Source organism: Litoribaculum gwangyangense (assembly GCF_039543505.1).
Lineage (GTDB): Bacteria > Bacteroidota > Bacteroidia > Flavobacteriales > Flavobacteriaceae > Litoribaculum > Litoribaculum gwangyangense.
In genome coordinates, this window is the sequence record NZ_BAABJW010000005.1 from 34,140 (window position 1) to 48,487 (window position 14,348).

Annotated in this window: 9 protein-coding genes; 1 reads left to right on the forward strand and 8 read right to left on the reverse strand. The window is 35.9% G+C overall.

Features of this window, described 5'->3' with window-relative positions:
* Position 1: 1 nt before the first annotated feature.
* The 8 genes from ABD963_RS13845 to ABD963_RS13880 form a co-directional block, all read right to left on the reverse strand.
* On the reverse strand, positions 2 to 1,642 hold the full coding sequence (locus ABD963_RS13845) for a M1 family metallopeptidase (protein WP_345277802.1): 1,641 nt from the start codon (positions 1,640 to 1,642) through the stop codon (positions 2 to 4).
* A gap of 6 nt (positions 1,643 to 1,648) precedes the next feature.
* A complete protein-coding gene (locus ABD963_RS13850) occupies positions 1,649 to 2,980 on the reverse strand; it encodes a M28 family peptidase (RefSeq protein WP_345277804.1) in 1,332 nt (443 codons plus the stop codon).
* A 105-nt stretch (positions 2,981 to 3,085) separates the two neighbouring features.
* Positions 3,086 to 4,897 (reverse strand): acyl-CoA dehydrogenase family protein, encoded by a 1,812-nt coding sequence (locus ABD963_RS13855; RefSeq protein ID WP_345277806.1) that lies wholly within the window; start codon positions 4,895 to 4,897, stop codon positions 3,086 to 3,088.
* A 22-nt stretch (positions 4,898 to 4,919) separates the two neighbouring features.
* On the reverse strand, positions 4,920 to 6,110 hold the full coding sequence (locus ABD963_RS13860; protein WP_345277808.1) for an acetyl-CoA C-acyltransferase: 1,191 nt from the start codon (positions 6,108 to 6,110) through the stop codon (positions 4,920 to 4,922).
* A 4-nt stretch (positions 6,111 to 6,114) separates the two neighbouring features.
* Entirely contained in the window at positions 6,115 to 8,508 is a 2,394-nt protein-coding gene (locus tag ABD963_RS13865; RefSeq protein WP_345277810.1) for a 3-hydroxyacyl-CoA dehydrogenase/enoyl-CoA hydratase family protein, read from the reverse strand.
* Between the two features lies 1 nt (position 8,509).
* Positions 8,510 to 8,965: a MarR family winged helix-turn-helix transcriptional regulator gene (locus ABD963_RS13870; protein WP_345277812.1), complete on the reverse strand. Its 456-nt coding sequence runs from the start codon at positions 8,963 to 8,965 to the stop codon at positions 8,510 to 8,512.
* A gap of 130 nt (positions 8,966 to 9,095) precedes the next feature.
* Positions 9,096 to 9,488, reverse strand: coding sequence for a DUF1761 domain-containing protein (locus ABD963_RS13875; RefSeq protein ID WP_345277814.1), 393 nt, complete (start codon positions 9,486 to 9,488; stop codon positions 9,096 to 9,098).
* Between the two features lie 124 nt (positions 9,489 to 9,612).
* On the reverse strand, positions 9,613 to 11,385 hold the full coding sequence (locus ABD963_RS13880; protein ID WP_345277816.1) for an AMP-dependent synthetase/ligase: 1,773 nt from the start codon (positions 11,383 to 11,385) through the stop codon (positions 9,613 to 9,615).
* A gap of 218 nt (positions 11,386 to 11,603) precedes the next feature.
* Here ABD963_RS13880 and ppdK point away from each other — a divergent pair, with 218 nt between their 5' ends.
* Positions 11,604 to 14,333, forward strand: a complete 2,730-nt coding sequence (gene ppdK / locus ABD963_RS13885) for a pyruvate, phosphate dikinase (RefSeq protein ID WP_345277817.1) — start codon at positions 11,604 to 11,606, stop codon at positions 14,331 to 14,333.
* Positions 14,334 to 14,348: the final 15 nt, after the last annotated feature.

The window sequence follows — 14,348 nt, forward strand, 5'->3', positions numbered from 1 at the left end:
ACTATAGCGCTTTGGTTTCCACATAAAAATCTCTATCAATTATAATAGAGATGTTATTAGAAGGTATTTCCATTGTTTGCCATTCAGATTTTGGGAAAAGCCATTGGTCACTATCTCCAATTTTAACTTGAACTGGCATATCGAATTTTTCAACAATATTGGTCCACCTATATTTTAGCTGTTTTTTGTCAATTTTATATTCTAAAGTAGGAATTTTTGTGGTTCGTAGATATTGATTAAAAAATTCAGTCAAATCAATTCTCGTTTCTTTACTAAGATACTCTTCAATTTGTTTAGAGGTAACTGTTTGATGATAAAATTCAACATTCATTTTTCGTAAAATTTGTCGCCATTTTTCATCGTCTTCTATAAGCTGTCGAAGGGTATGCAGCATATTGGCGCCTTTGTAATACATATCTCCAGAACCTTCTTTATTTACACCATAAGGTCCAATGAGGGGTCGGTCATTTTTTATGTTTTTTCGGGTTCCTATTACATAATCTGCAGAAGCTTCTTTTCCGTAATAATAATCTAAAAACAAATTTTCTGAGTAAGCCGTAAACCCTTCATGAATCCACATATCAGCTGCATCTTTATTCGTTATGTTGTTGGCAAACCATTCATGTCCTGATTCGTGGATTATAATAAAATCGAACTTTAATCCCCAACCAGTTCCCGATAAATCAGTACCCAAATATCCTTGTTTATACTGGTTACCGTAAGTAACAGAGCTTTGGTGTTCCATGCCTAAATAAGGCACTTCAACCAATTTAAAGCCATCTTTGTAAAAAGGATATTGACCAAACCAATGTTCAAAGGCTTTCATCATTTTTGGTGCATCTTTAAAATGGTCTTTCGCTTTTTCAAGGTTGTCTTTCAATACATAATAATCCATATCAAGATTTCCTGCCATGCCATCATATACCTCAGAAAAGTTTACATAATCACCAATATTGATATTGACACCATAGTTGTTTATGGGATTACCCACAAACCAATGATAGGTTTTTGTATCGCCAATTTGCTCTACCTTTCTAAGTCTTCCGTTAGATACATCTATTAATTTTGAAGGTACGTTTACACTAATGAGCATACTATCTACTTCATCATACATATGGTCTTTACAAGGCCACCAAACGCTAGCCCCCAAACCTTGACAGGATGATGCTATAAAATGATTACCATTGTTATCTTTTTTCCAAGATATGCCACCATCCCATGGTGCGCTTACAGCTTCTCGGGGCTTCCCTTCATAAAAGACATCTAAACTTTGAATACTACCAATATTTTGAACATTTTTTAAGGTAATGAAATGGGCATTACCATCATGTTTAACATCCAACGAATCACCATTTTGAATAATTGCCGTAATTTTTAAAGGTGCTTGTAAATCAATTTGCATTAGCGAGTTACTCTCTAAAACTTTGTATTGAATAGTGTTTTTGCCAGAAATGAATTTTTCCTCTGGATCAACCTTTATATCTAGATGGTAATAGGTTAAATCCCACCATGCACGTTCTGGAGTGATGCTTCCTCGCAGGGTGTCTTGATGGGTGAATTTAGATTTTTCATAAATCACGTCTTGGGCATTTATTGATAATTTTGCAATAAATAAAACGAGTAGTAATAGCTTTTTTGTCATTTTTAGTTATCTCATTATTTTATTGGGAAAAACCACCATACTTTCAAAACCATTTTTGCCAACTGAAGCTACACCAAAAAAGAAATTATCAATAACTATTCCATCTAGGGTAAATTCTGTAATATCGCCAACATATCTTGAATAGTCCCAAGTAGGTGAGGTGGTATCTCGCCAATATATTTTATAACCTTTAGCGCCATCAACTTTATCCCATTTGAATTTAGCCGAGGCTTCTACAATCCCACCAATGCCGACAGTTTTTGGAGCCGGTGGGGCAGATGCTAAACTGGCCAAATTGATAGCATTTACAGCGGTTAATTTTTTTGTGTAACCAAAGTTTACATGTTCAATGACATCACCGTATTTAATGCCATTTTCTTCACGGATATCTTGGTGTTGCTGCGTATAATTTTCGTGGGCTTCCATAATTCTGATACCAGCAAAACCTAAATCGTTAAAGGGGCGATGATGTCCACCACGTCCAAATCTATCCAATCTATAAATCATCATAGGATTCATTTCTGGCATGTATGTTTTTACATTTTTATGCACGTAACGCGCTAATTGACGCGAAATTCCGTCAACTTCACCACCATAAAAGCGTCGCATCCTCATTTCTCTTTCAGTTTCTGTTGGAGGAACAGGTTCAGAGAAAATCCTAAAGCTTCTGTTGTCTACAACACCATCAACGCCTGAAATATTTCCAATCATATCGTTATTAAGGACACCAATGATATCCCAACCTTTATCTTTGGCGTATTTTGCTAATCCAGCACCACCAAATAAACCTTGTTCTTCACCAGATAAGCCTACGTAAATGATACTATTTTCGAATGTATATTTTGAAAGTACCCTAGCGGCCTCTATAGTTCCAGCCATTCCAGAAGCATTATCGTTGGCACCTGGTGCATCTTTTGTAAAATCAGAGCCATCACTATTTCTTGAATCAATATCCCCACTCATTATAATATAGCGGTTTGGGTATGTTGTACCTTTTTGAATGGCCACTACATTTACTACCCAAGCATCATGCGGTACACGACTATTCCCTTCCTTGGTTACAAAATCTTTTTGATAAAAAACATCTAAACAATTATCACAATTTTTTGAGATGGTTTCAAATTCCGATTTAATCCAGCGCCTTGCTGCACCAATACCCCTTGTATCAGAGAGCGTATCGCTAAAGGTGTTTCTCGTTCCGAAGTCTACTAAAGTTTGAATGTCTTTTTCTATTCTTTTAGCGGAAACAGCATCAATAATATCATAAAGTTGCTGGTCTTTTTGTGAAAAAATTGAAGAAGTAGAAAGTAGAATAATTATTAAAAATATATTTTTCATGTTTTAATTTTTTTCTAAAAATACTGAAAATAAAAAACGCCTCGAAATTTATTTCGAAGCGTTTTTAAAAATTGAGTTAGTCACTTTAAAAATTACTACTTTAAATTAAAAGCAGTACTTGTTTTCTTTAATCACCTTTTGGGCAATAATGTTTCTTAATTCTATAATATTAGGCATATTAACATATTTAATATAACGTTTTAAGCCCATGAGCATCATACGTTGTTCATCACCTGTAGAAAATGAAATAATAGAATGTTTTCCAGCAGTTTCAATAACATCAATAGCATGGAATAAGTTTAATTTAGCCATGGCTATTTGTTCTTTTACTTTTTCTTGGCCTTCTTTTTTAGCCATTTTTTCTGCACGTAAAATAGCAGATTCGGCTAAATAAATCTGAATTAAAATATCGGAAGCTGCTAACATCAATTGTTGGTGCTTTTCTATTTCTTCACCGTATTTCTGTAAAGCAGCACCAGAAACCATCAAGAAAAGTTTCTTCAAATTCACAATGATACTTTTTTCTTCTGAAAATAATTCTGAATGATCAGGGGTATCGAATGAGGGAATACCAGTTAATTCATTGGCAACAGCAGTCGCTGGACCAAGTAAATCAACATGACCTTTCATAGCTTTTTTAATAAGCATTCCAATACTTAGCATTCTGTTGATTTCGTTTGTTCCCTCGTAAATTCTTGCAATACGGGCATCTCTCCAAGCCGATTCAATGGGGGTTTCTTCTGAGAATCCCATACCACCAAAAATTTGAATACCTTCATCGGTACATCTTTGGGTATGTTCAGAAACCGCTACTTTTAAAATAGAGCATTCAATGGCATACTCTTCAACACTTTTCAATTCTGCTTCCTGGTGTGTGTCTTTGCCATTGTTTTGACGAAGAGTAATACGATCTTCAATATTTTTAGCTGCTCTGTAACAGGCCGTTTCACCAACCCAACAATTGGTTGCCATTTCAGCAATTTTTTGGCGAATGGCACCGAAACTTGAAATCGGGGTTTTAAATTGAATACGCTCGTTAGCATATTTAACAGATACTGAAATAGTTCTACGCTGTGCATCTAAACAAGCTGCAGCTAATTTTATTCTGCCAACGTTTAAGGCATTCATAGCAATTTTAAACCCGTTTCCTCTGGTTGAAAGCATGTTTTCTACAGGAACCACAGTTTCATTAAAGAATACTTGGCGTGTTGAAGAGGCTCGAATTCCTAATTTGTGTTCTTCTTCACCCATTGTAATTCCGTTAGGGTTATTTGGGTCGTATTCCACTATAAAACCAGTGATATTCTTGTCATTTTCAATGCGTGCAAAAACAATCATTAAGCTACAAAAGCCCGCATTGGAAATCCACATTTTCTGCCCAGTAATTTTGTATGATTTGCCGTCTTCTGATAAAACCGCTTTGGTTTTACCCGAATTCGCGTCGCTACCAGCACTAGGTTCTGTTAAACAGTAAGAACCAAACCATTCTCCAGAAGCTAATTTTGGAACGTATTTTTGTTTTTGTTCTTCAGTGCCATAAAGTGTAATAGGCATCGTGCCAATTCCGGTATGAGCTCCAAAAGCAGTACTAAAAGACCCGGTAGCACCAGATATATAATCACATACCAACATGGTATCTACAAAACCCATACCCATACCACCGTATGCTTCAGGCACAGAAATACCTAAAAAACCTAGTTCACCAGCTTTACGCATAACGTCCTCAGTCAAAGCGTAATCTTTCTTTTCAAATTGCGCTTTTTTAGGCCAAATTTCTCTATCAACGAATTCGGTAACAGCTTCTTTCATCATAAGCTGTTCTTCATTAAAATCTTCTGGAGTGAAAATATCTTCACAATCAATTTCTTTTACTAAAAATTGACCACCACGTAAAATATCTTTTTCTGTTGCTTCCATTATTTTATTCTTTTTATCTTATTTAATTTAAAAACTCGAAAATACCACATGCTCCTTGTCCGGTACCAACACACATAGTTACAGCTCCATATTTACCTTTCATGTTACGTTTACGCATTTCATCAAACAATTGAACGGATAGTTTTGCGCCAGTACATCCGAGAGGATGCCCCAATGCTATGGCACCACCGTTTACATTGACAATATCTGGGTTTAGGTTTAATTCTCTTATAACTGCGATGGACTGTGAAGCAAAGGCTTCATTAAGTTCAATTAACTCCAAATCTTTTTGTTGAAGTCCAGCTTGTTTTAGTGCTTTTGGAATGGCCTTAACAGGACCAATACCCATAATGCGTGGCTCGACACCTACTGCTGCATAATTAATAAGGCGTGCTATGGGTTCCAAATTAAGTTCTTTTACCATGTCTTCACTCATAATTAAAACAAATGCAGCACCATCACTCATTTGTGATGAGTTTCCAGCCGTAACACTTCCTCCTTGAGCAAAAACAGGGCGCAATTTTGAAAGCGCTTCCATACTTGTTCCAGCTCGAGGTCCTTCATCTTTAGTTACGGTATATTTTTTTGTCGCTTTTTTCCCGTTTGAATCGATATAGGTTTGCTCAACTTCAATAGGCACGATTTGGTCTTTAAAACGGTTTTCAGCCTGTGCTTTTAAAGCTTTCATATGCGAGTAATAGGCAAATTCGTCTTGATCTTCACGTGATACTTTGAATTGGTTTGCAACAGCTTCAGCAGTATTTCCCATGCCCCAATAATAATCTTCATGACCAGCTTTTACGATATCATAATTCAATTCTGGTTTAAAACCTGTCATCGGCACTGCACTCATACTTTCTGCCCCACCAGCAATGATGCAATCAGCCATTCCTGATTGGATTTTAGCGGTAGCAATTCCAATGGTTTCAATTCCAGAAGAACAAAATCGATTTACAGTAACACCGGGTACATCAATACTATTTAACCCAATTAATGAAATAAATCGAGCCATATTTAGGCCTTGCGACCCCTCGGGCATCGCATTGCCAACAATAACATCGTCAATTCTCTTAACATCTAAATTTGGTAATTCTTTCATCATGTACTGGATGGTTTCCGCACCCAATTCATCAGCTCGTTTAAAGCGAAATACGCCTTTTGGAGCTTTACCAACAGCGGTTCTATATGCTTTTACTATATATGCTTGTTTCATTTTCTTAATTTCTTAATGGTTTGCCAGTTTTCAACATATGTTGAATACGTTCCAGAGTTTTACGTTCGGTACATAAACTCAAGAAAGCTTCACGTTCTAAATCCAATAAATATTGCTCGCTTACTAGGGTTGGTTCCGATAAATCACCTCCAGCCATCACATATGCTAGTTTGTTAGCTATTTTGTGGTCATGTTCACTTATATAATTGGCAGCTTCCATGGAATCAGTTCCAACTAAGAACATACCCAACGCTTGTTTGCCCAGAACTTTAACGTCTTTACGCTTAACAGGTTGCGTATATCCTGCTTGTGCCATTAATTTTGCGTGTGCTTTTGCAGTAGCAATCTGTCTGTCTTTATTAACCACAATAATATCTTTTCCTTTTTGAAGCACACCCAAATCAAAAGCTTCATAAGCCGAGGTAGCAACTTTAGCCATACCAATAGTTAGAAAATATTCTTGCAATGTATTTAATTCTACATCTCCTTTTTTAAATGTATCGGATGCTCTTAAAGCCATTTCTTTGGAACCACCACCGCCAGGAATAACACCAACTCCAAATTCAACCAAACCGATGTAAGTTTCGGCTGCTGCAACCACTTTATCGGCATGCATAGAGAGTTCACAGCCACCACCAAGGGTCATTCCATGAGGCGCAGACACTGTAGGGATTGCTGAATAACGCATACGCATCATGGTATCTTGGAAATATTTAATAGCGGCATTTAATTCGTCATATTCTTGTTCAACGGCCATCATGAAAATCATACCTATGTTGGCTCCTACTGAGAAGTTAGCACCTTGATTTCCTATAACTAAACCTTCGAAGTCTTTCTCAGCTAAATCAACCGCTTTATTAAGGCCTGCTAAAACATCACCACCAATGGTATTCATTTTAGATTGGAACTCACAATTTAAAATACCGTCACCTAAATCTTCAATAACGACGCCTGAGTTTTTCCAAACTTCGTTTGATTTTCTTATGTTATCTAGTATGATAAATGAATCTTGACCAGGCACTTTTTCATGAGATTTTTTAGAAATATCATAAGCATGGGTTCCACCATTTATTATAGTATAAAATGATTTATTACCTGAAGATAACATGTCATTAACCCAAGCTGCAACTTCTAGTTTTTCAGCTTTAATCAACTCTAAACCTTTTTCAACACCAATGGCATCCCATATTTGGAATGGGCCATGTTCCCAACCAAATCCTGCTTTCATGGCATCATCAATTTTATATAGCTCATCAGATATTTCAGGTATCCGGTTGGATACATAAGCGAATAAAGCCGCAAAACTTTTTCTATAAAACTCACCAGCTTTATCTTTTCCTGACACCAACACTTTAAAGCGGTCTGCAACTTTGTCAATAGATTTTGTTAATTCTAGGGTGGCAAACTTGGCCGATTTTTTATCACGGTATTCTAAAGTATTCAAATCCAACGATTTGATATCTTTTCCTTCTTTTTTATAAAAACCTTGTCCTGTTTTACTTCCTAACCATTTGTTTTCCATCATGGTATTGATAAAATCTGGAAGTTTGAAAAGTTCTAAACGTTCATCGTCTTTACAATTCTCTGCTATACCATTAGCTACGTGAACAAGGGTGTCTAAACCAACAACATCAACAGTCCTAAAAGTTGCCGATTTTGGACGACCAATTACTGGGCCAGTAAGTTTATCAACTTCTTCAATGGTCAGATCCATTTCTTTAACCGTGTGAAACAAACTCATGATGCTAAAAATCCCAATTCTATTTCCAATAAATGCGGGGGTATCTTTTGCAACCACGGATGTTTTTCCGAGGAATTGTTCGCCATAGCCATTTAAAAACTCCAAAACAGAAGCATCTGTTTTAGGTCCAGGTATAATTTCAAATAACCTTAAGTAACGCGCAGGGTTGAAAAAATGGGTGCCACAGAAATGTTTTTGGAAATCTTCGCTTCTGCCTTCACTCATAAATTTAATAGGAATCCCAGAAGTATTACTGGTTATTAACGTACCAGGGGTTCTATATTTTTCTAGTTTCTCAAAAACTTGTTTTTTAATATCCAAGCGCTCAACTACCACCTCCATAATCCAGTCTACATTGGCAACTTTGGATATATCGTCTTCAAGATTTCCTGTGGTAATTCTATCAGCAAAATTTTGATGATAAATAGGTGAGGGTTTCGATTTTAGCGAGGTTGTAAGTGCATCGTTTACCAATCTGTTTCTTACGGCTTTATCATCTAAAGTCAAACCTTTAGCTTTTTCAGCTTCATTGGGTTCTTTGGGGATGATATCCAATAACAAAACATCTACTCCAATATTTGCGAAGTGACATGCAATGCCGCTTCCCATTATTCCAGAACCTATAATGGCTACTTTTTTAATTCTTCGTTTGCTCATGTTATGTTAAACTACTATCTGTTTGATTGTATATTTTTTTGTTAGAAACCATATCATTTATGATTTCTGAAACTTCATAAAAGTGTTTTAATTTTTCTCCTGAAACCTGACTTTTGATGGCTTCATTAAAGGTGAGCACTTTTTCTTTTGAGTAAGCTCTTTTTTCTCTACCAAATTCGGTTAACGTAATAATGACACCTCTACCATCCTCAGGATTAGGATGTCTTTCTATTAAGCCTCTAGTTTCCATTGTCTTTAAAATTCTGGAAAGACTGGTAGCTTCCATTCCCATTTTTGGTCCCAAAGCAGTTGATGGTGTTCCTTTTTCAGGATCTATACTTAGTAAAGTAAAGCCTGTGGCCATCGTACTTTCAAATTTGGCAGCTTCCTCGTTATACATTTTTTGAACCGTTAGCCACGTCGTTCTCAATATGTAATCGATGGTTTTATCTTTCATAAAATTTGATTGGTGAGACCAAATATAGTAAAATTTATTATGCACGCATAATAAATATAATAAAAATAAGACCAAAAAAAACACCTCTATTGAAGAGGTGTTAAGTTATTGTTTGAAAATGTATCTGATATTACCCCAATTTACCATTAACCATACCTATCACTGCTCCAATTATAGCTCCCATTACAAGGCCTATGGCTACATCTAGCGCAGCCAATTGCATGGTTGCATCACTGCTCATTGCCAAATTAAAAAAGTTATAAAAAAGACCAACAAACAAGCCAATAATGGCTCCGGCTTTTGCCCCAGTAGATGCCGTAGATATTTGAGCCCATTGCGTAAAGATGTAAGACATAAATAACCCAAATGTTATGCAACCCAAAAATATAAACAGCATGGTTTCCGAACTTTCTTCTGGTTGAGGAAACGTGTCTTTAAATATAAGACCATAAAATAACCATCCTAGAAGGAAATCTACAATACCCCCTACAATACCCGAAATTAAGAAATTTTTTGTTTTCATATTTTTAATTTTAATTTAGTTAGTTGATACTAAATGTATTAAAAAATTATGAAATTATTAATGTATTATACTAAAATATAAAGACTTAATATTTTTTTAGGAATAGTAAAATTATATAGTGGTATTAACCTCTGTATATTTTCTCTACAAGTTGATGATATTTTTCCTTAATAACATCTCTTTTCATCTTCATGGTAGGCGTAAGATGTCCTGCGTCTATTGACCAAATTTCTGGTGTCAATTCAAATTGTTTGATCTGCTCCCATTTACCAAATTTCGCATTGCATTTGTCCACTTCTTTTTGGATTCTTGATTGGATGATTTGTGAGTTAGCTATATCGTCAAAAGATGATCCAACGGAAAGTTTTTTTCTTTGTATCCATTCTTTTATAAAATCAAAATTAGGCTGTATTAAAGCTGCTGGCATTTTTTCACCTTCACCTATTACCATCACTTGCTCAATAAAACGGGATTGTTTTAATTCGTTTTCGAGGAGTGTAGGGATTACATATTTGCCTCCAGAAGTTTTAAACATTTCTTTTTTACGACCTGTTATTTTTAGAAATCCATCCTTATCAATTTCACCTTTATCACCAGTATGAAAATAATCACCTGTCATTACTTCGGCCGTTTTTTCGGCATCCTTATAATAGCCGAGCATAACATTAGGTCCTTTGATAAGAATTTCACCATCTTCTGCAATTTTCACTTCTACATTATCAATGGGCTTTCCAACGGTACCAACTTTAAACATTTTATTTTTATACAAGCCTACAGATACCACAGGAGAGGTTTCAGTTAAGCCATAACCTTCCATTACATGCATACCAGAAGCACAAAAAATCCTAGTCAATCGAGGTTGCAAAGGGGCGCTTCCCGATACCATGGTGTATAATTCACCACCAAGGGCAGCTTGCCATTTACTAAAAATAAGTTTTCTAGCTATGCTTAATTTAAATTCATACCAAGCACCATTTTGTTTATAAGGTTCCCACTTTTCTCCTAGACTTACAGCCCAATGAAATAACATTTTTTTAATGCCAGATAAATCTTCAGCTTTTGCCATGATTTTATCATAAACTTTTTCTAAAAGCCTGGGGACTACACTCATTAAATTGGGTTTAATCTCTTTGGCATTATCACCAATTTTATCAATCCCTTCAGCGAAATAAATGGATGTGCCAGCGTATTGGTAAACATAAATTAATACACGCTCGAAAATATGGCAAATGGGTAAAAAACTAAGAACTCTGGTATTACTGCCTTTTAATGGCACTCTGGGGAAACTATCTAAGACATTACTGGTAATATTCCAGTGCGATAGCATGACACCTTTTGGTTTTCCGGTGGTCCCTGAGGTATAAATGATGGTGGCTAGATCGGATGGCTTAACATCCTTTTTTCTTGCTTCAACATCATTTTGATTACTTATATCCTTTCCCAATTCAAATAACTCAGAATAGTGTTTGCAATCTTTTATTTGGTCGAATGAATAAACTTCTCGTAGCTTAGTATTGGCTTTAACTTTATTGACCTTTTCAAGCACTTCTTCATCCGAAACAAAACAATATATTGACTCGCTATGATTAAGGACATATTCATAATCTTCAGCACAAATAGTAGGATAAATGGGGATATTTTGAGCACCTATTTGCAATACCCCTATATCCATAATATTCCATTCGGTTCTATTTGTTGAAGAAATAACAGCTATCTTATCATTCTTTTTCACCCCTAGTTTTAATAAAGCTCTACTTATGGAATTAGCTTTATCTAAATATTCTTGTGTAGAAGTTTTAACCCATTCACCGTTATATTTTGTCACTAGAGCAGCTTCGTTAGGCAATTTCTCCAATTGGTAATATGCAAAGTCAAAAAGTCTTTTTATTTCTGTCATTCTTTTGTCTATAAAATCTAGTTTGCAAAGTATGAAATTAAATAGGATTTTCAAATATGTTAGGAAAAAAGAGCCATTTTATTATTTACACCAATAGTTTTTTGAGAATATGTTAATTACAAAATAACTATAAAACCTAAAATTATATGATATAAGTCATTGAAATTACACTTAATGCTAACTAATTTCACATCATAATTACACATAAATACAGTATTATGGAAATTTTAGAAGATATTAAAACAAGAGTTTACAAATTTGGCAACAAAGTTGCCGATGGGAATAGCAAAATGAAAAACCTTTTAGGAGGTAAAGGAGCCAATTTAGCAGAAATGAGTGCTATTGGAATACCAGTACCTCCAGGATTTACTATTACAACCGAGGTTTGTACCGAGTATAATTTATTAGGACAAGAGACTGTGGTAGCTATGATTAAAGAAGAAGTAGAAGAATCTATTGCTAATATTGAAAAATTAATGGGTAGTAAATTTGGTGATATAGAAAACCCGTTGTTGGTTTCTGTGCGTTCTGGAGCAAGGGTATCCATGCCAGGAATGATGGATACTGTTTTAAACCTAGGACTCAATGATGAAGTGGTAATAGGTTTAGCAAAAAAAACGAACAATGAACAGTTTGCCTGGGATTCTTATAGACGTTTTATTCAAATGTATGGCGGGGTTGTTTTAGGCATGAAACCAGCTTCCAAAGAGGATATAGACCCTTTTGAAGAAATTATGGAGCATCTAAAAGATAAAAGAGGTATTAAATTAGATACTGAATTCACCATACAAGATTTAAAAGACCTCGTTTATGATTTTAAAGATGCCGTAAAAAAACAAACAGGGCATAGTTTTCCAACCGACCCATGGGAACAACTTTGGGGTGCTGTGATTGCCGTTTTTAATAGCTGGAATGGAGATAGAGCCGTGTATTATAGAAACATGCATGGGTATCCTGCCGATTGGGGAACCGCAGTAAATGTGCAAGCTATGGTTTATGGGAATATGGGAACTAATTCTGGAACTGGGGTTTGTTTTACTCGTGATGCCGGTACTGGCGAAAATGTATTTAACGGCGAATATTTGATTAATGCACAAGGTGAAGATGTGGTGGCAGGAGTTAGAACGCCACAGCAAATTACCAAATTGGGCTCTCAACGTTGGGCAGAACTAGCTCAAATTGAAGAAGGAGATAGAAAGACGAATTATCCTTCCTTGGAAGAATTAATGCCCACTATTTTTAAAGAACTCGACTCCTATCAAAGAATTCTAGAAACGCATTATAAAGATATGCAAGATATGGAATTCACTATTCAAGATGGAAAACTATGGATTTTACAAACCCGTAATGGTAAACGTACAGGAGCAGCCATGGTTAAAATAGCCATGGATTTATTAGATGAAGGAATGATAGATGAAAAAGAAGCCATACTAAGAATTGAACCCAATAAATTAGACGAATTATTACATCCCGTATTCAACCCTAAAGCTTTAAAGCGAGCTCATGTAATTGCACAAGGTTTACCTGCATCTCCTGGAGCAGCAACTGGAAAAATAGTTTTTTTCGCTGATGAAGCCTCAAAATTTAAAAATAGTATTCTGGTTAGAATAGAAACGTCTCCTGAGGATTTAGAAGGGATGAACATAGCCAAAGGAATTTTAACGGCTCGAGGTGGTATGACGTCGCACGCTGCCGTAGTGGCTCGTGGTATGGGTAAATGTTGTATATCTGGAGCCGGAGCTTTAAAAATCAATTATAAAACCAGAACCTTGACTGTGGGAGACCATGTATACCATGAAGGTGATTGGATTTCTCTCAACGGTTCTACAGGTAATATTATTGAAGGAAAAGTGGAAACGGTTGAACCTGAGTTAAGTGGTGAGTTTGCTGAAATCATGAAACTTTCAGATAAATACGCAATTATGAAAGTTCGTACCAATGCAGATACGCCCAAGGACGCTAAAATAGCACGTAATTTTGGTGCACAAGGTATTGGACTAACCAGAACCGAACATATGTTTTTTGAAGTGGACAGAATTAAAGCGATGCGTGAAATGATTTTGGCAGATACTGTGAAAGGCAGAAAACAAGCATTACTAGAATTATTGCCTATGCAGCGCTCTGACTTTGAGGGCATTTTTGAGGCCATGCAAGGGCAATCGGTTACTATTCGTCTTTTAGATCCACCATTACATGAATTTGTGCCACATCAATTAGCGACTCAAAAAGAACTAGCTGAAGATATGCATATTTCTTTGCAAGCCGTTAAAAATAAAGTAGCTGAGTTGGAAGAGTTCAACCCGATGTTGGGTCACAGAGGTTGTAGATTGGGTAATACGTATCCTGAAATTACCGAAATGCAAACCAGGGCCATTATTGAAGCAGCTCTAAATCTAAAAGAGAAAGGCATTATTTGTAAACCCGAAATCATGGTGCCTTTGGTTGGTACAGTTAAGGAATTTGAAGTTCAGGAAAACATTATTAGAACAACCGCCAATAAAATTTTTGAGGAACGAAATGATACTATAGAGTTTTTGGTTGGTACCATGATTGAAGTTCCTAGAGCAGTTTTGATGGCCGATAAAATAGCTGAACGTGCCGACTTCTTTTCTTTTGGAACCAATGATTTAACACAAATGACTTTTGGTTATTCACGTGACGATGCTGGTAAATTTCTTCCAATTTACATTGAGAAGGGAATTCTCAAGGTAGATCCTTTTGAAGTTCTAGACCAAGAAGGAGTTGGACAGTTAGTAAAAATGGGAACAGAACGTGGTAGAAGTGTAAAACCCAATTTAAAAGTTGGTATTTGCGGAGAACATGGAGGTGAGCCAAGTTCAGTTGAGTTTTGTTACAATGTAGGAATGGATTATGTGAGTTGCTCGCCTTATAGAGTGCCAATTGCCAGATTAGTTTCTGCACAGGCAGCTATAAAAGCAACTGTTTAATATTTTTATTTTCAT